At 73.4% G+C, this 24,705-nt stretch carries 24 protein-coding genes, 1 pseudogene and 1 riboswitch; of the genes and pseudogenes, 12 read left to right on the top strand and 13 right to left on the bottom strand.

Annotation, left to right across the window (positions count from 1 at the left end):
- The first annotated feature begins 215 nt into the window (after positions 1-215).
- On the top strand, positions 216-1,439 hold the full coding sequence (locus ACFYVJ_RS21520; protein ID WP_388893714.1) for a hypothetical protein: 1,224 nt from the start codon (positions 216-218) through the stop codon (positions 1,437-1,439).
- On the opposite strand, the gene ACFYVJ_RS21515 is transcribed toward ACFYVJ_RS21520, so the two are convergent.
- Positions 1,425-1,835: a DUF2000 family protein gene (locus ACFYVJ_RS21515; RefSeq protein WP_388893712.1), complete on the bottom strand. Its 411-nt coding sequence runs from the start codon at positions 1,833-1,835 to the stop codon at positions 1,425-1,427. The genes ACFYVJ_RS21520 and ACFYVJ_RS21515 overlap by 15 nt on opposite strands.
- A 67-nt stretch (positions 1,836-1,902) precedes the next feature.
- On the opposite strand from ACFYVJ_RS21515, the gene ACFYVJ_RS21510 reads away from it, so the two are divergent.
- Complete coding sequence (locus ACFYVJ_RS21510; RefSeq protein ID WP_388893710.1) at positions 1,903-2,745, top strand: AraC family transcriptional regulator; 843 nt, start codon at positions 1,903-1,905, stop codon at positions 2,743-2,745.
- A gap of 345 nt (positions 2,746-3,090) precedes the next feature.
- On the opposite strand, the pseudogene ACFYVJ_RS21505 reads toward ACFYVJ_RS21510, so the two are convergent.
- Positions 3,091-3,285 (bottom strand): annotated as a pseudogene (locus ACFYVJ_RS21505) (cryptochrome/photolyase family protein); the annotation flags it as partial.
- 158 nt (positions 3,286-3,443) lie between these two features.
- Positions 3,444-5,573 carry an MMPL family transporter gene (locus ACFYVJ_RS21500; protein ID WP_388893708.1) on the bottom strand — a complete coding sequence of 710 codons (2,130 nt, stop codon included), beginning with the start codon at positions 5,571-5,573 and terminating at the stop codon, positions 3,444-3,446.
- Between the two features lie 82 nt (positions 5,574-5,655).
- Between ACFYVJ_RS21500 and ACFYVJ_RS21495 the strand changes: the two genes are divergently transcribed.
- The 6 genes from ACFYVJ_RS21495 (at position 5,656) to amaP (ending at position 9,081) form a co-directional block, all read left to right on the top strand.
- On the top strand, positions 5,656-6,150 hold the full coding sequence (locus tag ACFYVJ_RS21495; RefSeq protein WP_388893706.1) for a MarR family winged helix-turn-helix transcriptional regulator: 495 nt from the start codon (positions 5,656-5,658) through the stop codon (positions 6,148-6,150).
- Between the two features lie 562 nt (positions 6,151-6,712).
- Complete coding sequence (locus ACFYVJ_RS21490) at positions 6,713-7,201, top strand: Asp23/Gls24 family envelope stress response protein (protein WP_388893704.1); 489 nt, start codon at positions 6,713-6,715, stop codon at positions 7,199-7,201.
- 39 nt (positions 7,202-7,240) lie between these two features.
- A complete protein-coding gene (locus ACFYVJ_RS21485) occupies positions 7,241-7,447 on the top strand; it encodes a hypothetical protein (RefSeq protein WP_388893702.1) in 207 nt (68 codons plus the stop codon).
- Between the two features lie 30 nt (positions 7,448-7,477).
- On the top strand, positions 7,478-7,852 hold the full coding sequence (locus tag ACFYVJ_RS21480) for an Asp23/Gls24 family envelope stress response protein (RefSeq protein WP_388893700.1): 375 nt from the start codon (positions 7,478-7,480) through the stop codon (positions 7,850-7,852).
- Positions 7,849-8,475, top strand: coding sequence for a DUF6286 domain-containing protein (locus ACFYVJ_RS21475; RefSeq protein ID WP_388893698.1), 627 nt, complete (start codon positions 7,849-7,851; stop codon positions 8,473-8,475). The genes ACFYVJ_RS21480 and ACFYVJ_RS21475 overlap by 4 nt, the downstream gene beginning before the upstream one ends.
- 6 nt (positions 8,476-8,481) lie before the next feature.
- On the top strand, positions 8,482-9,081 hold the full coding sequence (gene amaP, locus ACFYVJ_RS21470) for an alkaline shock response membrane anchor protein AmaP (RefSeq protein WP_388893696.1): 600 nt from the start codon (positions 8,482-8,484) through the stop codon (positions 9,079-9,081).
- An 11-nt stretch (positions 9,082-9,092) separates the two neighbouring features.
- On the opposite strand, the gene ACFYVJ_RS21465 is transcribed toward amaP, so the two are convergent.
- Positions 9,093-9,722 carry a type III effector protein gene (locus ACFYVJ_RS21465; RefSeq protein ID WP_388893694.1) on the bottom strand — a complete coding sequence of 210 codons (630 nt, stop codon included), beginning with the start codon at positions 9,720-9,722 and terminating at the stop codon, positions 9,093-9,095.
- Between the two features lie 127 nt (positions 9,723-9,849).
- Between ACFYVJ_RS21465 and ACFYVJ_RS21460 the strand changes: the two genes are divergently transcribed.
- Together ACFYVJ_RS21460 and ACFYVJ_RS21455 are read left to right on the top strand one after the other, a co-directional pair.
- Complete coding sequence (locus ACFYVJ_RS21460; protein ID WP_388893692.1) at positions 9,850-10,281, top strand: Hsp20/alpha crystallin family protein; 432 nt, start codon at positions 9,850-9,852, stop codon at positions 10,279-10,281.
- Positions 10,282-10,993: 712 nt separating this feature from the next.
- Entirely contained in the window at positions 10,994-11,332 is a 339-nt protein-coding gene (locus ACFYVJ_RS21455; protein WP_388893690.1) for a MerR family transcriptional regulator, read from the top strand.
- A gap of 495 nt (positions 11,333-11,827) precedes the next feature.
- Here the strand turns inward: ACFYVJ_RS21455 and ACFYVJ_RS21450 are convergent, their stop codons facing one another.
- The 9 genes from ACFYVJ_RS21450 to ACFYVJ_RS21410 form a co-directional block, all read right to left on the bottom strand.
- Positions 11,828-13,357 (bottom strand): UDP-N-acetylglucosamine 1-carboxyvinyltransferase, encoded by a 1,530-nt coding sequence (locus ACFYVJ_RS21450; protein WP_101424794.1) that lies wholly within the window; start codon positions 13,355-13,357, stop codon positions 11,828-11,830.
- A gap of 38 nt (positions 13,358-13,395) precedes the next feature.
- The gene (locus tag ACFYVJ_RS21445; protein ID WP_388893687.1) at positions 13,396-14,349 is read right to left on the bottom strand and encodes an ECF transporter S component; all 954 of its coding nucleotides are present in this window, start codon (positions 14,347-14,349) and stop codon (positions 13,396-13,398) included.
- Positions 14,346-16,016, bottom strand: a complete 1,671-nt coding sequence (locus ACFYVJ_RS21440; protein ID WP_388893685.1) for an ABC transporter ATP-binding protein — start codon at positions 16,014-16,016, stop codon at positions 14,346-14,348. The genes ACFYVJ_RS21445 and ACFYVJ_RS21440 overlap by 4 nt, the downstream gene beginning before the upstream one ends.
- Entirely contained in the window at positions 16,013-17,227 is a 1,215-nt protein-coding gene (locus tag ACFYVJ_RS21435; RefSeq protein ID WP_388893896.1) for a CbiQ family ECF transporter T component, read from the bottom strand. The genes ACFYVJ_RS21440 and ACFYVJ_RS21435 overlap by 4 nt, the downstream gene beginning before the upstream one ends.
- Positions 17,224-18,015 (bottom strand): SCO2322 family protein, encoded by a 792-nt coding sequence (locus ACFYVJ_RS21430; protein ID WP_388893683.1) that lies wholly within the window; start codon positions 18,013-18,015, stop codon positions 17,224-17,226. Before ACFYVJ_RS21430 ends, ACFYVJ_RS21435 begins: the two co-directional genes overlap by 4 nt.
- Positions 18,012-19,337, bottom strand: a complete 1,326-nt coding sequence (locus ACFYVJ_RS21425) for a prenyltransferase/squalene oxidase repeat-containing protein (RefSeq protein WP_388893681.1) — start codon at positions 19,335-19,337, stop codon at positions 18,012-18,014. The genes ACFYVJ_RS21430 and ACFYVJ_RS21425 overlap by 4 nt, the downstream gene beginning before the upstream one ends.
- 169 nt (positions 19,338-19,506) lie before the next feature.
- Positions 19,507-19,583: riboswitch (cobalamin riboswitch) on the bottom strand.
- A 234-nt stretch (positions 19,584-19,817) separates the two neighbouring features.
- Positions 19,818-20,888: a prenyltransferase gene (locus tag ACFYVJ_RS21420; protein ID WP_388893679.1), complete on the bottom strand. Its 1,071-nt coding sequence runs from the start codon at positions 20,886-20,888 to the stop codon at positions 19,818-19,820.
- Positions 20,885-21,610 carry a class I SAM-dependent methyltransferase gene (locus tag ACFYVJ_RS21415; protein WP_388893677.1) on the bottom strand — a complete coding sequence of 242 codons (726 nt, stop codon included), beginning with the start codon at positions 21,608-21,610 and terminating at the stop codon, positions 20,885-20,887. The genes ACFYVJ_RS21420 and ACFYVJ_RS21415 overlap by 4 nt, the downstream gene beginning before the upstream one ends.
- On the bottom strand, positions 21,604-22,953 hold the full coding sequence (locus ACFYVJ_RS21410) for a glycosyltransferase family 4 protein (RefSeq protein ID WP_388893675.1): 1,350 nt from the start codon (positions 22,951-22,953) through the stop codon (positions 21,604-21,606). The genes ACFYVJ_RS21415 and ACFYVJ_RS21410 overlap by 7 nt, the downstream gene beginning before the upstream one ends.
- A 161-nt stretch (positions 22,954-23,114) precedes the next feature.
- On the opposite strand from ACFYVJ_RS21410, the gene ACFYVJ_RS21405 reads away from it, so the two are divergent.
- Positions 23,115-23,735, top strand: a complete 621-nt coding sequence (locus ACFYVJ_RS21405; RefSeq protein WP_388893673.1) for a TetR family transcriptional regulator — start codon at positions 23,115-23,117, stop codon at positions 23,733-23,735.
- A 107-nt stretch (positions 23,736-23,842) separates the two neighbouring features.
- Positions 23,843-24,574: a maleylpyruvate isomerase N-terminal domain-containing protein gene (locus ACFYVJ_RS21400; protein ID WP_388893671.1), complete on the top strand. Its 732-nt coding sequence runs from the start codon at positions 23,843-23,845 to the stop codon at positions 24,572-24,574.
- Positions 24,575-24,705 lie beyond the last annotated feature (131 nt).

Genomic DNA, 24,705 nt, shown 5'->3' with positions numbered 1-24,705 from the left:
TCACCTCTCAGCCGACGGGGCGCGTCTCTCGGCGTCGTACGCGCCGCCTTCTCCAGGCGTCAGCGTAGGCGCCGTGAGGTGGCCCGACACGGGAGAGCCGCCTCCGGCGGCGTGCCCCCTGCCGGTGCGTGTCTCCGGCGTCCGGGTGAGTGGCTGATATTTGTATGTTTTTCGGGTTATCACTCCAGCGAATCGGCGCGGGAGAGAGGTGACCCATGGGCAGGGCGAGACGTGCGGTGGTCGGCGCGTGTGCGGCGGCGGTGCTGCTGCCGGTGGCGGCGGCCGGGTGCGCCGCGGGGCCGGGAGACGGCGGCGGCAAGGCCGGCGAGAAGGGCAGCGAGCGCACGGACGCCCGCGGCGGCACGCGGAAGAGCCCGGGCGCACGCCTCATCGGCGACGGCTCCACCGCCTGGACCGGCGCACAGCCGGCGCAGCCGCGGGTGCGCAAGCTCGCCCCCGGCGAGAAGCCGCCGCAGTTCGTCGTCTTCTCCTGGGACGGCGCCGGCGAGATCGGCGACGGCCTCTTCCGGCACTTCCGGGAGGTCGGGCGGAAGTACGACGCCGCCATGACGTACTTCCTCTCCGGCATCTACCTCCTGCCCGAGTCCAAGCGCTCCCAGTACGAGGCCCCCGGCCACGCCCCCGGCGCCTCCGACATCGGGCTGCTCACCGACGCGCACATCGAGGAGACCGTCGACCAGGTCCGCGGCGCCTGGCTCGACGGCAGCGAGATCGGCACCCACTTCAACGGCCACTTCTGCGGCCCCACCGGCGTCGCGAGCTGGTCGAAGGAGGAGTGGAAGAGCGAGATCGCGCAGGCCAAGCAGTTCGTGCAGCGGTGGAAGACGAACACCGGGCTGCGCGACGCCGCGCCGCTGCCCTTCGACTACGACAAGGAGCTGACCGGCGCCCGCACCCCCTGCCTCGAAGGGGCCGACAACCTCCGCGCCGCCGCCCGCGAACTGGGCTGGCGATACGACACGAGCGGGGTGACCGAGCAGGTGTGGCCGGCGAAGAAGGACGGTCTGTGGGACCTGTCGATGCAGCTCGTGCCGTACCCCGGCAGCGACCGCGAAGAGCTGACCATGGACTACAACTTCAAGGTCAACCCCCTCACCACCCCCGCCAACGCCCAGTCGCAGATGCGCGACGGGCTGCTCGCCGGCTTCCGGCGCGCGTACACGGGCAACCGCGCGCCGCTCGTCGTCGGCAACCACTTCGAGACCTGGCACGACGGCGCGTACATGCGCGCGGTCGAGGAGACCATCAAGGAGGTCTGCCCCCTCAAGGACGTGCGGTGCGTGTCCTTCCGGCAGCTCGCCGACTGGCTCGACGCACAGGACCCGCGGACGCTGCGGGCGCTGCGCGGCCTGGAGGTGGGGCAGGCGCCGGCGGGCGGCTGGGGCGCGGTGGGCAGGCGCGGCTCAGGTGTGGAGTGACAGGCCCTTGACCGTACGGTCCACGGCGTTGCGCGCGCCGTAGACCGCGAGGCCCGCCAGGCTCAGGCCGGCGGCGGTGACGTCGCGGACGGCGGCGCGGTTGTCGTCGTCGTTGCCGGTGGCGAAGAGCTCGTCGGTGTAGACGGCGGTGGCGAGACCGCGGGACAGGGCCCGGGTGTGGGTACGGGCCAGGCCCGCGGCGTCGGCGGCGAAGACGAGGACGGGCTCGCGGAACATCGGCAGGTACCGGTTGCCCGAGCCGTCCTCGTACGGCTTGCCCATGATGTCGTCGGCGGCGTGGGCGACGCCGCTGCACAGGAAGGCGGTGACGTTCAGCCGCTGCCAGGCGGCCAGGTCGTGCCGTACGACCACGGCGATCTTGGTCTCGAAGCGCATGCCGCCAGCCTGGCCCCCGCGGGCGGCGCCGGTCTTGAACGCTGGTGCGGCCACCCGGTGCGGCACCATGGAAGGCGTGAGCGACTGGGTCTCCTACTGGCGGGACGCGCAGCGGCCGGTGGAGGCCATGCGCGCCCACTTCGAGGAGCACGTCTTCCACCGCCACAGCCACGACGCCTACTCCTTCGGCCTCACCGAGACCGGCGCCCAGCGCTTCGTCTGCCGCGGCGGCTCGCACACCTCCGCCGCGGGCCTCGTCATGGCCTTCAACCCCGACGACCCGCACGACGGCGAGTCGGCGGCCGAGCTGGGGTTCACGTACCGGATGGTGCATATCGGCCCCGACGTCGTACGGGAGGTCCTCGCCGACGCCGGCGCTCCGGACGGCGCCGCCGCCCTCCCGCTCTTCGCCGACCCCGTGCACCGCGACCCGCCGCTGTGGCGCGCGCTGCTGCGGCTGCACGCGGCGCTCACGGAGGGCGCGGGCCCGCTGGTACGCGACGAACGGCTCACCGCCGCGGTGACCGCGATGGTCCACCGCGCCTCGACGGCCCCGCCGCGCGCCCGCCCGCTGCGCCCCGGCGGCCCGCAGGCCGCCGCCGCCCGGCGGGCGCGGGCGCTGCTGGGGGAGCGGTTCGCGGAGGAGATCCCGGCGGCGGAGCTGGCCGCGGCGGCGGGCTGCAGCCGCTACGCGCTGTACCGGGCGTTCCAGACGGAATACGGCATGCCCCCCAGCGACTTCCAGCGCCTCCTCCGCCTCCGCGACGCCCGCCACCGGCTGACGGCGGGCGAGAGCGCGGCCGGGGCCGCGGCGGCGTCGGGGTTCGCGGACCAGAGCCACCTGCACCGCTGGTTCGTCCGCACCTACGGCATCACCCCGGGCGAATTCACCCACGCCGTACGGCGGTAGCGCGCCCGGGGGACGGGCCTCAGGTGTCGCGGAAGGGGCCGGCGAGCGCGGTGACCGGCCGCGATGAACGGCTGATGACAGCCTGACCTGCGCGAACGGCCTTTCGGTGCTTTCACGGCAGAGGTGCCATCCTCAGGACCGTTGTGCACAGGGCTGCCCCGGCGCGGAGGTCGCGACGCACAGGTCAAGCCTTGCCTTCACAGATAGCCGGGCGCGCCAAGGCTCGGCCGGCAGCCGCATGCTGGACCGCGCGCCGAAGGATTGCGAGCCCTCTGGCTGATGACGACTTCACGGCAAGGCCGCATCGAGCGGGGCATCTGCGTGGCAAGCAGCCCTCCAGGGCTCCCGGATGGCGGAGAGCACCAGGTGTGCCTTGGCCCGGTGGAAGCGCCGGCGGCGGAACACCGACCTGGCCTCGATCATCAGCAGTGGTGTGTCCCGGGCGGGGCCGTGGTCACCCGGGGTGAGGAAGTGCGGTCCGAGCTGGTCGCCGAAGAGCCAGTGCACGCTGTTGCGTCCCCCTCCGGTGCTGCCGCTCATCGCTCTCTCCTCACCGTGTCTCGGCGGGTGTTACGTGCCCCCGGCGGGCCCGTCCCATCAGGACGCATGCCCGCCGCGGGGCACACCTCCGGCACGGGTCCGCCGGAATCAGTCCGTGTGGAGGCACGGAGGTGCGCCGCGCCGTGGACCGGCCGTCGTCAGCGCACCCGTCCGGGTTCCGCCGGGGAAGCGCCGGCCGGCGTGCCGGGCCCGTCCGTACGGGACAGCGCACTGGGCCACCACGCGCGGGGCCCGATGTCGATCACCAGTGCGGGGACCAGCAGTGAGCGCACGACCAGGGTGTCGAGGAGGACGCCGAAGGCCACGATGAAGGCGATCTGCATGAGGAAGGCGAGCGGGATGACCATCAGCGCGGCGAACGTCGCGGCGAGCACGACACCCGCCGAAGTGATCACTCCGCCGGTCGTGGTCAGCCCCCGGAGGACGCCCTGCCGGCTGCCGTGCACGAGCGCCTCTTCCCGGACCCGGGACATCAGGAAGATGTTGTAGTCGACACCCAGCGCCACCAGGAAGACGAAGCCGTAGAGGGGTACGGAGGCGTCCGTACCGCTGAACCCGAGAAGGTGCTCGAAGACCAGTGCCGAGACCCCGAGCGTCGCGAGGAAGTTGAGGGCGACGGTGGCCACCAGCAGGACGGGCACAAGAAGGGAGCGGAGCAGGAGCACGAGGATCAACAGGATGACGGCGAGCACGATCGGAATGATCAGGGTCCGGTCGTCCGCGGCGGTCTGCTGGGCGTCGTACTGCTGCGCCGTGTACCCGCCGACCAGCGCGTTCGCCCCCGCGATCCCGTGCACGTTCGCGCGCAGCCGACCGACGGTGTCCTTGGCCGCGTCGCTGTCGGCGGCGTCCTGGAGCGTGGCGTCGATGCGTACGCGACCGTCGACCACGCGTGGCTCGCCGCCCCCCGGCCGCCCGCTTCCGGAGAGGACCGAGGTCGTCACGACGCCCTCGGTCCGCTGCGCCACGGCCCGTACCTGTGCGGCCCGGTCGGCGTCGGCGATGATGACGGCCGGGTTCCCGGAACCCGCCGGGAAGTGTTCGCCAAGGGTCTTCTGGGCGGCCACCGACGGCGCGTCGTTGACGAAGACGTCGTCGAGCGGCACGCCCTTGGCGGACAGCAACGGAGAGAAAGCAGCGCACACGCCCAGGGCCAGAGCGGTCACCAGCCACAGGCGCCTCGGGTGCCGGTCCACCGTCGCGGCGACGCGGCGCCACACCCGGTGGCCTCCGATCGAGGCGTCCGCCTCCTTCGGCCGGTACGGCCAGTAGGCGGCGCGCCCCAGCAGGGCGAGCACCGCCGGCAGAAAGGTCACCGTGGAGAGCACGGCGCAGACGATGCCGAGGGCGCCGACCGGTCCCAGCGCCCGATTGTTCGTCAGGTCGCTGGCGAGCAGAGCCAGTAGGCCGAGGGCCACCGTGCCCGCACTCGCCGTGATGGCACCGGAGGACCTGCGCACGGCGGCCGCCGCGGCCGTGAAGCGGTCGCCGCGGAGCGCCAGTTCCTCACGGAAACGGGCGGAGAGGAGCAGCGCGTAGTCGGTTGCAGCCCCGATCACCAGGATGGAGAGGATGCCCTGGACCTGGCCGTCGACCCGCAGCAGATCCCGGTCCGCCAGCGCGTAGACCACCGCGCAGGCGAGGCCCAGAGCGAAGACCGCGCCCAGGATGATCACGAGCGGCAGCACCACGCTGCGGTAGACGAGCAGCAGGATCAGCAGCACGGCCCCCAGAGCCACACCGAGCAGCAGCCCGTCGATCCCCCCGAACGCGTCGGACAGGTCGGCCTGACTCGCCGCCGGGCCCGCGAGCTGCGCCGTGGTGCCCGGTACGCGCTCTGCCGCCCGCCCGACCTCCTCCAACACCCCCTCCAGCTCATCGCCGAGGTTGGGCTCCAACTGGACGACGGCCTGAAGCGCCTCGCCGTCCTCGGAGACCACGGCCGGCGACGGACTGCCGACCACCCCGGTCTCTCCCGCGAGCCCGGCGACCGCGTCGGTCGCCGCCTGCTGCTGCCCCTTCGCGATCTGCTCTCCCGCCGGCGTCCAGACGACGATGGCGGGCAGCGTCTCGGACCGGTCGAACTCCTCACCGGCTTCGAGCACCCGGGTGGACTCCGCGTTCCGCGGCAGGAAGGCAGCCTGGTCGTTGGTCGCGACCTCGCCCAGCTTGCCCGCGTAAGGGCCGAGCGCACCGCCAACCACCAGCCAGACGATCAGCAGAACGAGCGGAACGAGCCACCTCGCCCATCTCGGTGCGTTTGTCATGGACGTCCCCGGCAGACATCGGAATCAGAGTAGACTCGATCATCAAGTATCTCAATCATCGAGTAATCGTATCCTGGTGTGCATGAGCAGTACCGGTGCGCCCATGCCACCTCCTCCCGACGACAGCCCGGTTGGGTTGCAGTCGTTCGCGGTCCTGCTGCGCCGCATGAACGGCGAGTTCAACCGCATCGCCCACGAGTTCGCGGACGCACAGGGACTCCATCTCACCGACGTACAGGCCCTCATCGCGATCCTGGACGCCGGGACGGACGGCTCCGGCGAGCCCCTCACCCCCGGGCGGCTCCGCAGGCAGCTCAACCTGACATCGGGAGCGGTGACCGCCTGTCTGGACCGCTTGGAGAACGCCGGCCACGTCCGACGCGTCCGGGCAACAGACGACCGCCGCGTGGTTCATCTCCATTACGAGGAGGCGGCCAAGGGGGTGGCCAGGGACTACTTCCGGCCGCTGGCACGCGGCACCGACGCCGCCCGGAGCCGCTTCACCCCGGAGGAACTCGGAGTCGTCGCCAGGTTCCTGGCCGAGATGAACCGAGAGCTCTCACTCTTGAACAGGTAGAGCGTGTCTCGTGCAGGTAGTGGCAGGTGGGGCGTTGTGCGTCGGTGACGGTGCGGGGGCGGTCCAAGGGGGCGCCCTCAGCTCGGGCGGGAGGAAGCCGTCGCCTGTCGTGGTGGACCTCAAGGTCTCCGGTTCCAAGAGGCGGGGCAGGGGCGGGTTGAGCGCAGCCGGTGTGCGCTGGACATCATCGGGCGCCCGGCCGAGCACGAGCTGCGCGAGAACCACCTGATCGACAGGGTGGCCGACGCCCACCCCCAGGTCCGGGGTGCTCCTCCTCGGGTTCACAGTTGTTCCGGCCGAAGCACCCGTGAACGTTTGCGGCGGGCCGAAGAGCACTCGGGGCGGCTTGAATTCGGGCACCTGTACAGCCGGTAGCCGGCGATCCGCATCAACGCCACCCGCAGGGCGTGCAGGGCGTGCAGGGCGCCGGGGCGGCCGATCGGCACCGCTCTCGGCGCGTATTCACCTAATTGCCTCATTAATCATGGTATTGCCGTGTCAAATATGTCATTCAGTGCAAATCATGTAAGAGGATCTTGTAGGTCAAGTGAGAGGTGGCTTCGTGGTATCCCACGAGACGGAGAAACCACAGTCCGCGCCTGCGGGCCGCCAGGCCGGTGTTGGCGGTGACGGCAGCGGCAGGCAGGTCGCGCAGGGCGATCGAGGCCGGACCACCATCGCCGACGGGGTGGTGGAGAAGATCGCGGGGCTGGCCGCGAGGGAAGTGCCGGGCGTACACGCCATGGGCGGCGGTATCGCACGCACGCTCGGCACCGTCCGCGACCGGGTTCCCGGTGGCACGAGCAGCAGGTCGTCCGTCACCCGTGGTGTGAAGGCCGAGGTCGGCGAGGTGCAGTGCGCCCTCGATCTCGATCTCGTGGTCGATTACGGCTACGCCATCGCGGACCTGGCCTCCGAGGTCAGGGAGAGCGTCATCACGGCTGTGGAGCGGATGACGGGCCTGGAGGTCGTCGAGGTCAACATCGCGATCGACGACGTCAAATTGCCTGATGAGGAGGACGAAGAAGACAGTGGCAGAACGATCAGGTAGTCCGGTCGCGCCGACCCGGTGCTGGGTAGGGAGCACATGATGAGCATGGCCTCGATCGGCACGGCAGCCGGGGTGGCGGCGGGCTTCGCCGGGTACTTCGGCGGTTTCGGAGCGTTTGTCACGGTGGTGATTCTGGGCTTGATCGGGTTCGTTCTCGGGCGGGTCGCCGACGGTGACCTGGAGATGGGCGACATCTTCCGCGCCGGAAGAGACGGAAGCGGCGACCGTTTCGACCGGCGCAGGTGAGGCCCGGTGACGACACCGGCGGCTCCACGAGTGACGTCCGAAGCCCGGGGCGCGACGCGGGTGGCGGACCGGGTGGTAGCCAAGATCGCGATGCAAGGGGCGCGCGAGGCGCTACGAGCAAGCAGCCCCGCTCACACGGGGGGCGCGGCAGCGGGCTCCACGACGGCGACCGCACGGGCCAGGGTCTCGGTACACCGTCAGGGCGAGAACGGCTTCGGTGAGGCCCGGGTGCAGGTGAGCGTCGACCTCGGCTATCCCACGCCGATCGGCATCCAGTGTGCCGAAGTCCGCCGGCGGGTGAGTGAACGGGTCGAAAGCCTGGCGGGCATGACCGTTCTCCAGGTCGCCGTGCGCGTCGAACGACTGGGCGGACCGCAGCCGTCCGGCAGGGAGCGGGTGCGGTGAGCGAGGAGAGCCCACCCGCGGGCGAGCTCGCCCGCTCGAAAGCGGGCGGGAGCCTTGAGGGCGGTGCCGAAGTGGACGCCGGCCGGGCCCGGCGGTTCTGGTCGGCCCGCAGGGTTCCCGCGAGTGTCGTCGCGCTGATCGTGCTGGTCGCTTCCGGGTTCCTGCTCTACGACGTGGTGTCGGTCCGCGCCGGACGACCAGGTATGCACTGGCGCCGCTGGCTCGCCCACAAGCTGTCCACCGTCCACCTGGACAACACCTGGGTCTTGGCCAGCACAGCCGCCCTCACCGCGATCGGCTTGTGGCTCGTGGTCACGGCGGTGACTCCCGGGCTACGTCGTCTGCTCCCGATACAGCGCCCGTGCGGCGACATCCGCGCCGGCCTCGAACGCTCAGCGGCCGCGTTGATCCTGCGCGACCGCGCCATGGAAATCTCCGGCGTCCAGTCAGCGAAGCTGTCCGTTGGCCGGCGACGCGTCAAAGCACACGCCATCTCCCACTTCCGCAACCTGGACGACGTACGCGAAGAGCTCCGCACCACCCTGGACCAAGAGCTGCGTGGGCTTGCACTGGCCCGCCGACCGAAACTGTCCGTCCACGCGACGCGGGCGAAGAGGCGGTGAGGTGACATGCACCAGGCACGCCTGATCGTCAACCGGCTGCTGCTCGGAGCCTGCGGCCTGGTCCTCCTCGGCTTCGGCGGAACCGCGCTGCTCGGCGGACTGGATCTCCTGCGCCGATGGCACTTCCCCAGCGCCTGGCCCTGGGACCGACCCCAACAGGTCCTGCTCAGCGACGCCGACCGAACCCGGTGGAACGACCAGGGATGGTGGTGGCCCGTCGTCATCGCCGCACTGGCCGTCATCCTCCTGTTCAGCCTGTGGTGGCTGCTTGCCCAGGTGCGCCGCCGCCGGCTGAGCGAGGTACTGGTGGACACCGACGACGGCGAAACGGCCCAGGTGAACGGCCGCGCCCTGGAGGACGCCCTGTCCGCGGAAGCCGGATCGTTTCCCGGCGTCGACCGGGCAGCCACCCGCCTGGTCGGCCGCCGCACCCATCCCCGTACCTGGCTGTCCCTGCGGCTGGCCCCGCACGGCGACCCCGCGCGCACTGTCGCCCTCATCGCCGACGAAGCACTTCCCCATGCCCGCGACGCCGTAGGGACGGACCGGCTACCGACCGAGATCCGGCTTCGGGCGACTTCACACCGCGCAGACCGCGTCCTCTGAAGATTCCCGCATCAGGGAGGTGTGAGGGCGTCGAGCTGTGCGGTGAGTTCGGGGTGGGCGGCCAGATGTGGGCGGGTGGTGGCGAGGGGGGCGATGAGTTCGGCGGGGTCGTCGTGGGCGAGTGCCGCGTGGAGCCGGCGGAGCGGAGGGCTGGCCGCGGGGGGCAGGTCGGTCAGGGCCGTGATCTGTCCGGCGATGCGGCGAAGGTCGGCGGCGTGACGGCGGGCCCAGGTGGCGGTGGTGCGCTGTGCGGCGCGGCGTTCGCGGGTGGCTTGGACACGTTGTTCGCCGGTGGTGCCCGCGGGGCCGGGGCGGCCGCGCAGGTAGCGGCGTTCGGCGGCCTGGCGGCTGGCGACGCCGAGAGGGTGGGCGAGGTCGGCCCAGCTCGCGCCCGCGCCGCGGGCGGTTTCGATCAGGCCGGTCTCCCATCCGGCGAGCTGCTCGCGTACCTGCCTGAGCAGGACCAACGAGGCCAGGGCCTGCTCAGGCAGGGGGGTGGGCGTACCGAGGGCGTCCGGCGGTTCTTGCTGGGCATCGCGCAGGGCTCCGTCAATAGCTTGCAGGGCCGCCGCGGCGGCCAGGAACGACGTCGGACTGTGGGCGTTCGTGCCGGACACGGACGGCTGGTCGGCTGCGGTCACGGGCGCCTCCCTCTCGGTGTCATCACACCGACGACACGTTGATCGTCATCCATTGGATGACATGGTACGACGGTGTCAGCAAGGCGCATTGGCAGCAACTGCCTGAACCTGCTGGAGGTGTTTCACGATGTTGATGCGCACTGAACCCTTCCGTGAGCTGGACCGGCTGGCCCAGCAGCTCGTGGGCCAGGGCACCTGGTCCCGACCGTCGGCCATGCCGATGGACGCCTACCGCGACGGCGACGAGTACCTGGTGACCTTCGACCTCCCGGGCGTCACCGCGGACGCGATCGACATCGACGTCGAGCGGAACATGCTCACGGTCCGGGCCGAGCGGCGCCCGGTGGCGAAGTCCGAGGACGTGCGGATGGAGCTGTCCGAACGGCCGCTGGGTGTCTTCTCCCGCCAGATCATGCTCGCCGACACCCTCGACACCGAGCGGATCCAGGCCGACTACGACGCAGGGGCGCTCACCCTGCGAATCCCGATCGCCGAGCGCGCCAAGCGCCGCAAGGTCTCCGTTGGCCTCGCATCCGGGAGCAAAGAGATCTCCGGCTGACATCGGCCGGACCGGTGCGGAGGGTGGGCGCCGGATCCCTCCCTCCCGCTCTCCGCACCCCCGCGGGCAGTGCGAAGCAGAAGGGGTGACGAACCCGCTGCAGAGTGCCGAGCCGCTCACACGGAGCGGTTCGTCCGCGCGACCGCCGCGTGGATCGAAGGCGCCACGGAACGACGGCCCTCTCCGGTTCGGGGCAGGAGGTGGTGGCCGACCGCCAGCCGACGCGCTCCTCCGTACACCCCCTCACGCCTAAGAGGCGTGCGCGCTTGCAACTTTTCGGATACCTGAGAATGCAGAAGCCGACTACCCCGCACAGGGAAAATCTATCGTGGCCGGAGTAGACATCCGCGGCGGGCTGTCGTAGTCTTCTACTCGTAGCCAGAGATCGAGAAGGCGTGGCAGAGGACGAACTGCCCGCAGGAAGACAGGTAGTGACAGACGAGTAGATGAGAAGGAGGAAGCAGACGCCATCAGGATCGCCCGGGCGAGGACATGAACAGCTCGGGTACCGCAGGCCCCGGAACGGAAGGTGGTCACACGGTCACACATCCGCGATCCTCGCACTCCCCGCCTCTTCTCTGGTGGCAGTGCGGATAACAGCAGCCGGCATCTGAAAGCCGGCAGATGGTGTTGCAAACCCCCTCGGGCCCTGGCGCCGTTTCGGCGCCGGGGCCCCTCGATGCGTTTCCCCGTTTCCCCATCAGAGGTGTGCATGACCGAAGAAGACCCGCTCGGCCGTCTCGACGACGATGACTACCCCGCCTACACCATGGGGCGCGCCGCCGAAATACTCGGCACCAGCCCCGCCTTCCTCCGCGCCCTCGGAGAAGCCGGCCTCATCACCCCCCTCCGCTCGTCGGGCGGACACCGCCGCTACTCCCGCCACCAACTGCGACTCGCCGCCCGCGCCCGCGAACTCGTCGACCAGGGCACCCCCGTCGAGGCCGCCTGCCGCATCATCAGCCTCGAAGACCAACTCGGCGAGGCCAAGCGCATCAACGAAGAACGAGACCAGCAGTCGCCCGAGCGCCGCCCCAAGTCCGATGCCTGAAGCGGCGTAAAACCACCCGGCCTACGCCACTTTCCGCGCGGGCTTGCGCCGGATGCGGTGAAGGTGCAACCGGTTCGGTGATGTTCAGGTGGGCCCAGGCGTTCGCAGGTGACGACACCGTCGGCGTACCGGCGGTGGCCGAAGGTGGGGACGCGGGGGAGTCCCCGCGCCGGCCGGCCCGGCTGGTGGTGCGGGCGAGGCTGTGTTTCGCCCTTCCCGAGCGCCGCAGGGTCCGGGACGTGCGGCTGCATGTCCTCCGCCACTTCTACGCCTCCCGGGGAACTGGAGGCCGGTGAATCCGTCGTCTCCCTGGCCCGCTGGCCTGGGCACTCCGACCCTGGGTTCACGCTCCGGATAGCCGGTCGGCAGAGCTCATGGGGCGTAGCCCGTAGCCCGCGCGGACCCAAAGTCCCGGAGAAGTCCCCGAGATACTGCCGCCCCTCCATCCTGGCTCGCTGGGGAGCAGGTCAGCCGGGGTGCGGCGGCATCTTCATGTCAGATGTCGCGGAAGGTCTCGATGCGGGCGCCCACCGAGTTGAGGCGGTCGGCCAGGGACTCGTAACCCCGGTTGATGACATAGACGTTGCGCAGCACCGACGTGCCCTCCGCCGCCATCATGCCCAGCAGCACCACCACCGCGGGGCGCAGCGCCGGCGGGCACATCATCTCCGTCTCGCGCCACCGCGTCGGGCCCTCGACCAGCACGCGGTGCGGGTCGAGGAGTTTGACGCCGGCGCCCAGGCGGGTCAGTTCCGTGAGGTAGATGGCGCGGTTGTCGTAGACCCAGTCGTGGATGAGGGTCGAGCCCTGCGCGGAGGCGGCGATGGCCGCGAAGAACGGCACGTTGTCGATGTTGACGCCGGGGAACGGCATCGGGTGGATCTTGTCGATCGGCGCCTGGAGCTTCGACGGGCGTACGGTCAGATCCACCAGCCGGGTACGGCCGTTGTCCGCGGCGTACTCGGGGGTGCGGTCGAGGTCGAGGCCCATCTCCTCCAGCACCGACAGCTCGATCTCCAGGAACTCCACCGGCGCCCGGCGCACCGTCAGCTCCGACGACGTGACGACCGCCGCCGCCAGCAGGCTCATCGCCTCCACCGGGTCCTCGGACGGGGAGAAGTCGACGTCCCGGTCGATGTACGGCACGCCGTGCACGCGCAGCGTCGTCGAACCCACGCCGTCCACGCGCACGCCCAGGTGCTCCAGGAAGAAGCACAGGTCCTGGACCATGTAGTTGGAGCTGGCGTTACGGATCTCGGTCACGCCGTCGTGCCGGGCGGCGGCCAGCAGCGCGTTCTCGGTCACGGTGTCGCCGCGCTCGGTCAGCACGATGGCCCGGTCGGGCCCGACGTCCGAGACGACCTCGCAGTGGTAGACGCCCTCGGTGGCCGTCACGTCCAGGCCGAAGCGGCGCAGCACGGCCATGTGCGGCTGTACGGTCCTGGTGCCGAGGTCGCAGCCGCCCGCGTACGGGAGTTTGAAGCGCTCCACCCGGTGCAGCAGCGGGCCGAGGAACATGATCACGCTGCGGGTGCGGCGCGCCGCCGCGTTGTCCATGGAATCCAGATCGAGCTCGGCCGGCGGTACGACCTCCAGGTCGGCGCCGTCGTTGATCCAGCGGGTCCGCACCCCGATGCTGTTCAGCACCTCCAGGATGCGGAAGACCTCCTCGATCCGCGCCACCCGGCGCAGCACCGTGCGCCCGGAGTTCAGCAGCGTGGCGCAGAGCAGCGCGACGCAGGCGTTCTTGCTGGTCTTCACGTCGATCGCGCCGGACAGCCGGCGGCCGCCGCTGACCCGCAGATGCATCGGGCCCGCGGTGCCCAGGGCGACGATCTCGCTGTCCAGTGCCTCGCCGATGCGGGCGATCATCTCCAGGCTGATGTTCTGGTTGCCGCGCTCGATCCGGTTGACGGCGCTCTGACTGGTGCCCAGCGCGGCGGCGAGCTGACTCTGCGACCATCCGCGGTGCTGCCGGGCGTCACGGATGAGCCTGCCGATGCGCACGAGGTAGTCGTCTGCCATGACTTGGACGCTATCTCACATATGAGATGCCCGCGCATTCAGGGGGTTCGCGTCTCGAATGTCACCGGAGTGCCGAATGCGGCCTTTCGGGTGGCGCGGCGCAGCGCGGCGAGCACGGCCTGGCCGAGGGTCAGCGTGCACACCGCCGTGACCACCGCGCGCGGCAGATCCCAACCCAGCGACGTGGCGAGGCAGTACGCGACGAAACGGGCCAGGTTCTCCGGCAGCGGATCGCCCGCGACGAACGACACGCCCGTAGACATACCGCTCAGATACGGCCACCCCTGGAGGTTCATGACCGTGCCGTAAAGAATTGAAGCCATTGCTCCATACGAGGCAAGCAGCCACAACTCCGCGCGCCCCCGCAGCCGCTCCGCCCCCGGCAGCATCCCGGCGCCCATCGCCACCCAGCCCATGGCGAGCATCTGGAACGGCATCCAGGGCCCGACCCCGCCCGTGAGCAGGGCGGACGCGAACATCGTCACGGCCCCGAGCACGAACCCGAAGCCCGGGCCCAGCACCCGGCCGGAGAGCACCATGAGGAAGAACATCGGTTCGATCCCCGCCGTTCCGGCCCCGAGGGGCCGCAGCGCGGCGCCCACGGCGGCGAGGACGCCGAGCATCGCCACGGCCTTGGCGTCGAGTCCGGAGTCGGCGATGGTCGCGCCGACCACGGCGACGAGGAGGGGGAGGAGCGCGGCGAAGAGCCAGGGGGCGTCGCCGGAGTGGGCGAGACCGGAGTCGGGCCCGGCGAGCAGCGGCCAGCCGAAGGCGGCGACGCCGATGACGGAGACGAGCAGCAGGGCGGCGGCGGAGACGGGGCCGAGGCGCACCACGCGGAGGCGGGGGGCGCGGGCGGGGGCGGCGGCCGGAGGGCTTCCGGCGGGGCCGGGCGTGCCGGGGGTGCCGGGCGGGTCGTGGGCGTCCGGGGGGCTCGCGTACGTATCGCCGCCGGGTGTCCCGGGTGCGGTTCCGGGTTCTTCCGCGGTCATGCCGCCGCCTCCAGGGCGTGCCGGACCTGGGCGACCGTCAGCCACGTCGTACCGGCCGCCGTGTCGCTGCCCGCCGGGCTCAGGATCTTCGCCACCTGCGGTGCGAACGACGGCGAGGCGACGACGACCTCCGCCGTCGGCCCGTCCGCGACCACCTCGCCGTCGGCCAGGATCACCACCCGGTGCGCCAGTTCCGCCGCCAGCTCCACGTCGTGCGTCGCCAGCACGATCGCGTGGCCCGCCGCGGCGAGCCCGCGCAGCACCCCGACGAGCCGGGCCTTCGCCGCGTAGTCGAGGCCGCGGGTGGGCTCGTCGAGCAGCAGCAGCCGGGGGCGGGCGGTGAGGATCACGGCCAGGGCGAGCGCGAGCCGCTGGCCCTCCGAGAGGTCGCGGGGGTGCGCCTCGTCCGGTACGCCGGGCAGCAGTTCGGCGACCAGGGCGCGGCAGGTGCCGGCCGCGGCCCCCGCGTCGCCGTCGGCGGCGGCGCACTCCGCGGCGACGGTGTCCGCGTACAGCAGATCCCGCGGATCCTGCGGTACGAGCCCCGCGTGCCGCAGGAGTTCGGCGGGCCGGGTGCGGTGCGGGACGAGGTCCCCGAGCCGTACGGCACCGGCGGCCGGCCGGTGCATGCCGACGAAGCCGGCCAGCAGCGTGGACTTCCCCGCGCCGTTGCGCCCCATGACCGCGACGGTCTCGCCCGCGGCGACGGACAGCGACACCCCGCGCAGCACCTCCGCCCGCCCGCGGCGCACCGTGAACCGCTCCGCGACGGCCGCGGGCCCGCCCCCCGGCCCGTCCCCGGGCCCGGCGCCCCGCTCGCCCGGTCCGGCCTCGCCGCCGCCCGGCGTCAGCCCCGCCAGCCGCTCCCGCAGCGGCGCCGCGCGCCGGCGCGCGTCCCGTACCGTCAGCGGCAGCGGCGACCAGCCCGCCAGCCGTCCCAGCGCGACCACCGGGGGCCGTACCGGCGAGACGGCCATCATCTCCGCCGGCGCGCCCGCCTCCGGTGCCGCGCCCGGGGACGGCAGGACGATGACCTGGTCCGCGTACTGCACCACCCGCTCCAGCCGGTGCTCCGCCAGCAGCACCGTCGTGCCCAGGTCGTGCACCAGCCGCTGGAGCACGGCCAGCACCTCCTCCGCCGCCGCCGGATCCAGCGCCGACGTCGGCTCGTCCAGGACCAGCACCCGCGGGTGCGGCGTCAGCACCGAGCCGATCGCCACCCGCTGCTGCTGGCCGCCGGAGAGCGAGGCGATCGGGCGGTCGCGCAGCTCGGTGAGGCCGAGCAGGTCGAGCGTCTCCTCCACCCGGCGCCGCATGGTGTCGCGCGGCAGGCCCAGGGACTCCATGCCGTAGGCGAGTTCGTCCTCGACCGTGTCCGTGACGAAGTGCGCCAGCGGGTCCTGGCCCACCGTGCCGACGACGTCGGCCAGTTCGCGCGGCGGGTGGGTGCGGGTGTCGCGGCCGTCGACGGTGACGCGGCCGCGCAGGGTGCCGCCGGTGAAGTGCGGCACGAGCCCGCACACGGCGTTCAGCAGGGTCGACTTGCCGACCCCGGAGGGGCCGACGAGCAGGGCGAGTTCGCCCTCGGGCACGGTGAGGTCCACGCCCCGGATCGCGGGCTTCGCGGCGCCGTCGTAGACGACGGACACGTCCTCGAAACGGATCACTGGGCGGTCTCCTCGGTGGTTCTCGGGGCGCGTGGTTCCTGCGGCAGCGGCGGTACGGGCGCGACGAGCGCCGGCAGCAGGCCGAGCAGGCAGCTCGCGGCCGGCCACAGCGGCAGTTCGGGCGCGGTCAGGGGTACGACGGTGGGGTGCAGGGCGTCGGGGGCGTAGGAGTTGGCGTAGATCATCAGGCCGCCGACGGCCGCGCCGGAGGCGGCGACCAGCCAGGCGCGCGGCCCGAAGCGGTCGGGCCGGTAGCGGCTGCGCACCGCGCGGCGCCCGCCGAGCCACAGTCCGCAGGCCGCGGCGGCGGCGCCGAGCGCCAGCACGGGCAGGCCGTAGCCGGCGCCGGAGGCGGCGAGCAGCCCGTACGTGCCGGCGCAGACGCCGAGGAGCCCGCCGAGGGTGAGCGCGGCGGTGGTGATCCTGACGGCGCGGGGGAGCCGGGCCGTACGGCCGTAGCCGCGGGCGTCCATCGCCGCGGCCAGCGCCACGGAACGCTCCAACGCGCCCTCCAGCACCGGGACTCCGACCTGGACGAGGGCCCGCGGCCCGCGGTCCTCGCGGCCGCGCAGCCGGCGGGCGCGGCGCAGCCGGGCGACGTCGGCGACGAAGTGCGGGGCGAAGGTCATCGCGACGACGACGGCGACGCCGAGTTCGTACAGCGCGGCGGGCAGGGACTTCAGCAGGCGGGCGGGATTGGCGAGGGCGTTGGCGGCGCCGACGCAGATGAGGAGGGTGGCCAGCTTCATGCCGTCGTAGAAGGCGAACGTCAGTTGCTCGGCGGTGACCCGGCCGCCGAGGCGCACCCCCTGCGCCCACTCGGGGAGGGGGACTTCCGGGAGGGTGAAGAGGGCGTGGGTGCCGGGGATGGGCGAGCCGAGGAAGGTGGCGAAGAGGAGCCGCACGGCGATGACGAAGAGGCCGAGCTTGAGGAAGAGCGCGTAGGAGCGGGCCCACGGAGCGTCGGTGCGGCGGGCGGCGACGACGTAGCCGGCGACGGCGACGAGGAGGGCGAGGAGGAGGGGGTTGGTGGTGCGGGAGGCGGCGGTGGCGAGCCCGAGCGCCCAGAGCCACCAGGCTCCGGCGTGCAGGGCGTTGGCGCGGTCGGCGAGGGGCGGCCGGAGGACGCCGCCGCGCGCGGCCTTCACGGGCGCGCTCCGCCCCTCGGCGGTGCGCGGGGAGCCGGGGCGGTGGGGGGCCTCGGGTGTCATGTGCGGCGGCGGCGCAACTGCCACACCGTGAGGCCGGCGAGGACCGCGACCATGACGAGGCCGCCGACCGTGCCCGTCGACGGGCCGGAGTCCCCGGCCTCGTCCGCCGGGACGGTGGAGATGTCGACCCTGTCGCGTGCCTCCCCGGCGCCCTCGTCACCGGGGACGGCGGAGTACGTGACCTCGACACGCGGCCCCTCGGCCTCGCCGGCGCCCTCGTCGGCCGACGCCGGCTCGGCGCAGCCGCTGCGCGGGTAGCCGTCGATGGCGCAGAGCAGGCCGTTGGAGTCGTAGCGCAGCGGCTCCGCGACGGCGGCGAGGGCGTCGCCGAGGGTGGCGTCCTCCGGAACCGAGGCGCATTCCGTACGGGCCGGGGGCGGGGTCCGGCCGTCGGGGGCGTGCGCGGCGGTGCCGAAGTCCAGGACGAGGGCGACGCGTTTGCGGCCGTCGCCGGGCGGGGTGTCGCCGCAGACGGCGCCGAAGTCCGCGGCCCCGCGGGGGCGCGGGCCGCCGCCGGACTCCTCGCTGACCGCGAACCGCACGCCGTGCACGTCCCCGTCCGCGGGCCGCTCGATGCCGGGGCCCTTGGTGGCGTAGACCCAGGAGTCCCCGTCCCGGTCCCAGAAGGACCAGTACCGGTACCCCTCGGCGGCCTGCGCCCCGGGCGCACCCGCCCCGAGCACCAGCAGGGCGCCGCCGGCCGCGGCGACGAGCGCCCGCCGTACCGTCCCCCGTACCGCCCGCGGTATCGCCCGCCGCTCGCGGCGCGGTTGCCCGCCGCCGGTCATGCGCGCTTCTTTCTGCGGGCGCTCGCCAGCAGGCCGATGCCCGCGCCCGCCGCCAGGCCCACCGCCAGCAGCGACCAGACCATCACCCCCGGGCCGCCGTCGTCGTCCGAGGACTCCTCCCACGCCGGGTCCGCCGCCGGCTTCTCCGCGGTCGGCTGCGGGCCGGTGGCGTTGAGGTTCGCCACCAGGTCCGTACCGCCCGCGAAGGCGCTCGGGTCGGCGTCCACCGCGTCCGCGGCGAGGACGAGGGTGGCCAGGGCCGCCGGGTTCTCCTTCGACCAGGCCAGGGTGCTCTTGTCGCGCTCCAGCCAGCCGTACGGCTCGCGCGCCGCGCTGCCGTGGCCGCCCGCGGCCAGCGCCAGGGCGGCGACGGCGGTCGCGTTGTGGTCGGGTCCTTCGCCGGTCATCATCGGCAGGTGCCCGTCGCCGGCCGCGAGCTTCCGCGCCAGGTACGCGGCACCCGCGTCCGCCGCCTGTGCGGGGGACGGGTCCTCCGCGCAGGCGCCCGCCTCGACCGGCTCGTCCTTGCCGCCGGTGTCCCCCTTCGCCATCCCGGCACCGAGGCCGTTGCCGGTGCCGGCGAGCACGGCGGCCGCGGTCGCGTAGTCGTTGGGGAACAGCGCGCCGTCGTCCTCCGGCTGGTACGCGTACGCCCCCCGCTCCGCCTTCTTCGCGTCGCAGCCGAGCTGGAGCGCCGCCAGCGCGTCGTACGGGCTGCCGCCGCCCGCCGTCGTCTTCTCCGGCTCCTCGCCGACCGCGGCGAGCGCGCCGACGACGACCGCGGTCGAGTTGGCGTCCGTCGGGCCACCGGGGTTGAAGCCCCAGCCGCCGTCCTCGTTCTGGATCTCCTTCAGCCAGGCGACGCCCTTGGCCACGGCCTTGCGCTGCCCGCCCAGCGCGCTCAGCGCCTGCACCGCGGCGGCCGTGGCGTTGGTGTCCTCGGCCGCCTCGTCGCAGGGCTTGGCGACATCCGCGCGGTACGCGGCGAAGCCGCCGTCCGCGCACTGCTGCCCGGTGAGGAAGGCGACCGCGGCCGGCGCCGGGCGCAACTGCTGCGAGCGCTGGGCGAGGAGGGCCAGCGACTGCCGCCAGACGCCGTCGAACTCGGGGTCCGCGGTGCCGTAGAGGCCCTCGGGCAGCTTCTTCTGTGCGGGTACGGCCTGCGCGGGTATGCCCTGCGCGGCGGCCTGCGGTGCCGCCTGCGGCGCGGTGGCGGCCGAGGCCGCCGTCGCCGGGCCGGCGACGGTCAGGGGCAGCAGCACTGCGGTGGCGAGTGCGGCGCGCGTGCCGCGGGCGGCGGCGGTCCGGCCTATCGGAGCCATGGCGGAGCGGGGGCCTTTCGGGACGGGGCGGCCGGCACAGCCGGCCGCGGCCGCCCGTCCGCGCTCGGCGCGCGCCGGGGGTGCCGGGCTCAGCTCCGCATACCGCGACGGACGGGGCCCGGGCCGGCATCGGTACCGGCGGGGCCCCTGTGAGCCTGCCGCGCCCCGCGGGTGCTCCGGCTCGCACGGCCATGGCGGCCGCACTCACGGTTGCGGGTCAGCGCCGGTTTCGCACCGGCTTCTCCTGCTGGGCACGGTTGAAGTTGTCGCCGCTCACCTTACCGCCCCGTACCCGCGGAGGTCAGCGCCGGTCCCGGCCGCGGGGCGGCTGACGAGGGCGGTTGCGGGGCGGGTGCCGTACGGCCGGGGCCTTCCGGGCTCGTACGGACCGGAGTTCGGCCCCGCACGGGCCGCGGCCCCCGGGCTCGTACGGGACCGGCGCTCTCCCGGGTCCGGTACGGAACGCGCGGCCCGTACCCTTCAGCAGCAGTCCGGGTCCAGCCCCCGCGGCAGCCCCGCCCCGCCGAACACCGCGCCCGTCGCCTCCTCGCCGCCGACCGCCGCCAGCGCGAGCAGCAGCGCCCCCGCCGTCCACGACGTGCGCTCCGCGGGCCAGATCGCGTCGTCCTCGAAGACGTACCCCGTCCAGTACATGCCGTCCTCCGCCCGCAGATGCTTCAGCCAGCGCAGCACCTCCAGCGCCCGCTCGCCGTCGCCCGCCGCCCACAGCGCGAGCACCAGCTCCGCGCTCTCGCCGCCCGTCACCCACGGCCGGTCGCTCACGCAGCGCACGCCGAGCCCGGGGACGACGAAGCGGTCCCACTCGCGCTCGATGCGCGCGACGGCCGCGGGTCCTGTGACCGCGCCGCCGAGCACCGGGTAGTACCAGTCCATCGAGAAGCGGTCCTTGTCCAGGAACCGCTCCGGGTGCCGCCGGATCGCGTGCCCGAGCCGGCCGAGGGCCGGCTCCCACCCGGGCTGCCGCTCGCCGAGCCGCTCGGCCGCGGCCAGCGCGCAGCGCAGCGCGTGGTGCACGGAGGAGGAGCCGGTCAGCAGGGCGTCGGTGAGCACTTCGCCGTCGGCGGGCTCCCGCTTCCAGCCCACCTGGCCGCCTGGCTGCTGGAGCCCCAGCACGAACTCCACCGCCCCCCGCACCACCGGCCACATCCGGCGCAGGAACGCCTCGTTCCCGGTGGCCAGATAGTGGTGCCAGACGCCGACCGCGGGGTACGCGCAGAAGTTCGTCTCCCGGCCCCGGTCGGTCGGCCGGGCGGCGTCCCCGTCCGCGTACGCCGCGTACCAGGAGCCGTCCGCGAGCTGGTGCCGGCGCAGCCACTCGTACGCCGCCTCCGCGCGCGCGTGCTCGCCCGCGGCGTCCAGGGCCATCGCCGCCTCGGTGTGGTCCCACGGGTCGAGGTGGTGCCCGCGGTACCACGGGATCGCCCCGTCGTCCCGCTGCACCGCGGCGATCCCGGCGACGGTCTGCGCCACCTCGGCGGCGTCCAGCACGCCGGGCAGGACCAGGTGCTCTGTGCGCTCGGAACCGGTCACCGGCCGCCCTCGTGGGGCTTGGTCGCGTAGACGACGACGCTCTTGCCCAGCACCGGATCGAGCAGCCGCTCGGCGAGGCGGGTCGCGAGCGGCTTCTTCATGATGTCCCAGACCAGCAGCTTGTGGTACGCGCGGACGGCGGGCGACTTGTCGTTGTCGACGCCGACGGCGCACTTGATCCACCAGTACGGCGAGTGCAGCGCGTGCGCGTGGTGCAGGCCGTACGGCTTGAGGCCCGACTCGCGGATCCTGCCGACCAGTTCGTCCGCCTTGTAGATGCGGATGTGGCCGCCCTCGACCTCGTGGTACGCGTCGGAGAGCGCCCAGCAGACCTTCTCGGGGCCGTAGCGCGGGACCGTGACCGCGATCCGGCCGCCGGGGCGCAGCACGCGGACCATTTCGGCGAGCACGCCCTTGTCGTCGTGGATGTGCTCCATCACCTCGGAGACGATGACGACGTCGAAGCTGTCGTCGGGGAACGGCAGCGCGAGGGCGTCGCCTTCGACGGCGGTGGCGGTGGCGCCCGCCGGGGCCTCGCCCGCCTCCTTCATCGCCGCGAACCAGCGGGCGACTTCGCGGATCTCGTCGCCGTCGCGGTCGAGGGCGACGACGCGGGCGCCGCGCCGGTAGCACTCGAAGGCGTGCCGCCCGGCGCCGCAGCCGAGGTCGAGCACGCGGTCACCGGGCGCGAGCGGAAAGCGGGTGAAGTCGACGGTCAGCAAATCTCCTCCGGAGGGGTCGGCGGGAGGCGTACGGGGGCGGGGTGGGGCGGGGGAGAGGGGCGCGCGACGGCGCGGGCGGCCGTCGCCGGGGAGGCCGCGATCGTTTCCCGGTAGCGCTCCGCGGTCTGCTTCGCCGCCTGCGCCCAGGTGAAGCGGGCCAGCACCCGCTCGCGGCCCGCCGCGCCCAGGCGGGCGCGCAGGGGGGCGTCGGCGAGCAGCCGGGTCAGGGCGGTGGCCAGGGCGCCGGCGTCTCCCGGGGGAACCGCCAGGCTCGTCTCGTTGTCCGGGCCCGCGACCTCCGGGATCGCCCCGCCCGTCGTGGCGACCAGGGGCGTGCCCGTCGCCATCGCCTCGGCGGCCGGCAGCGAGAAGCCCTCGTACAGCGAAGGCACGCACGCGACCTGCGCGCTGCGCAGCAGGCCGACCAGCTCCGCGTCGCTGATGCCGGTGACGAACCTGATCGCCCCGCCGAGCCCGAAGCGCTCGACGGCCTGCGCGACCGGGCCGTCCTCCGCGCGCTTGCCGACCACGACCACGTGCGCGTCCGGCTGCTCCGTGCGCACCTTGGCCAGCGCCTCGACGAGGTGCACCAGACCCTTCAGCGGCACGTCCGCGCTCGCCGTCGTGACGATCCGGCCCGGCAGCCGCGGCACCGAGGGGTCCGGCGTGAACAGCTCCGTGTCCGCGCCGATCGGGACCACGTGCACCCGCTCGGGCCGCACCCCGAGCTGCGCGGTGATCTGCGTACGCGACGAGCCGGAGACCGTCAGCACCGCGGGCAGCCGGCGGGCGACGCGGCGCTGCATGCGCGTGAACCCGTACCACCGGCGCACCGAGTAGCGCCGCCGCCTGTCGGGCGCGGCGGCCAGCTCCAGGTCCCGGTCGACGGTGATCGGGTGGTGCACGGTGGTCACGAGCGGGGCGCCGAGGGCGCGGGTGCCGCCGAGGAGGCCGTAGCCGAGGGTCTGGTTGTCGTGGACGACGTCGAACTCGCCGCGGCGGGCGGCCAGATGGCGGCGGGCGCGGAGGCTGAAGGTCAGCGGCTCCGGGAAGCCGCCGGTCCACATCGTGCCGACTTCGAGCAGGTCGATCCAGTCGCGGTACTCGCCGCGCGCGGGGGTGCGGAAGGGGTCGGGCTGCCGGTAGAGGTCGAGGCTGGGCAGCTCCGTCAGGGTGACGCCGGGGTCGAGCACGGGGTAGGGCTGGGCGCCGATCACCTCGACCCGGTGGCCGAGGCGGGCCAGCTCGCGGGAGAGGTGGCGGACGTAGACGCCCTGTCCGCCGCAGTAGGGGTTGCCCTTGTAGCTGAGCAGGGCGATGCGCAGTGGCACCTCGGCGGTCACGTACGGCCCCCTTCTCACTGCAGTTTCGCCGGAGCGTAACCGCTCGCGCTAATCTAGAACAAGTTTCAGGCAGGCGTTCGGCGGCTTCGAATCTACCGGTTGGTAGCGAGACCTGTGCGCCGGATCTGCCGTCGGGGGAAGCACGGCACAGATCGGGACACATGACGACAACATCGAGGGCGGGCAGGGCGCAGCTCACCGAGCGGCAGGAGGCACGCCGCCGCCGCATCCTCCAGGCCACGGCGGAGCTGGCCGGCCGCGGCGGGTTCGACGCGGTGCAGATGCGCGAGGTCGCGGAGCGGGCGGGCGTCGCGCTCGGCACGCTGTACCGGTACTTCCCTTCCAAGGTCCATCTGCTCGTCGCCACCCTCCAGGACCAGTTGCGGCAGTTGCACGAGACGCTGCGCAAGCGCCCGCCGACCGCCGCCGAGCCGGGCGCCCGGGTGGCGCAGACGCTGCTGCGCGCCTTCCGCGCCCTCCAGCGCGAGCCGCAGCTCGCGGACGCGATGGTGCGCGCCCTGATCTTCGCCGACCGGTCGGTGAGCCCGGAGGTGGAGGTCGCCTCCCGGCTGACCTCCGCGATCATCCTGGACGCGATGGGCGCCGAGGGCCGGCCTGCGCCCGAGCAGTTGTCGGTGGCGCGGGTGATCGAGCACACGTGGCACGCGGCGCTCATCACCTGGCTGTCGGGGCGCGCGTCGAGTGCGCAGGTGCGGACCGACATCGAGACGGTCTGCCGGTTGGTCGACGCGCAGGGCGGCGGCCCGCGGCAGCACGGCTAGTACGCGCGGGGGGTTTGGCCGGCGCCCGCAGGGCACGACCGGCGGCCGCGGAGGCGAAGGCGGCGGGGCGCGGGTACGGGCGGGGCGCGCCCGTAGAGTGCGCTGGCATGAGACTTCCGTACGAGCGCTACTGCGCCGAAGTCGGCGCGCAGACCGACCTGCTGCGCCGCACCGTCCGCGGCGCCGACCTCGCCACCCGCGTACCGACCTGCCCCGACTGGGATCTGGGCGAACTCGCCGTGCACGTCGGCGGCGCGCACCGCTGGGCGGCCGAACTCGTCAGGACCCGCGCCACCGAGGAACTGGCCGAGGAGACCGTGCCCGGCTACGCGGGACCCGAGCCGCGCACCGCCGCCGCGCTCGACGGCTGGCTCGCCGAGGGCGCGGACCTGCTCGCCGCGGAGCTGCGCGCGGCGGGCGCGGACGCCGGGGTGTGGACCTGGGCGGACGCGGACGGGGCGGCGGGGGTGGAGTTCGCGGTCGACGCGGACGTGGCGGCCGACGCGATCGACGAGTGGCTGGAGATCCTGGAGTTCGCGCAGCGCGGCGGTGACCCGGACATGGAGCCGCTGCACGCACCGGAACTCGCGGGCTCCGGCATCCACTTGCACGCCACCGACACGTCCCCGGAGGCGGGCGCGGAGTGGCTGATCGAGCTGGGGCCCGGCGGGTTCCGCTGGCGCCGGGAGCACGCGAAGGCGGCGGTGGCGCTGCGCGGGCCGCTGGCTGACGTACTGCGGGTGTTCTACCGGCGGCTGCCGCCGGACAGCGGCCGGGTGGAGGTGCTGGGCGAGGCGGGGGTGCTGGACACGTGGCTGGCGGCGACGGCCTGGGGGTGAGCGCCCGGGCGCATCGCGCGGGGCGGGGACGTACCGCGCGGGCGGGACGTACCGCGTGCGGCCGTCGCGTACCGCCCGCACGCGACGGCCCCCGCCCGAAGTGTCGGGCGGGGGCCGTCGGATGAGGCGCC

Origin of the sequence: Streptomyces sp. NPDC004134 (assembly GCF_042874195.1) — a bacterium.
Taxonomy (GTDB): Bacteria; Actinomycetota; Actinomycetes; order Streptomycetales; family Streptomycetaceae; genus Streptomyces.
The sequence above is the reverse complement of the archived record's forward strand: the minus strand, read 5'-3'. Positions and strand labels throughout refer to the sequence as shown.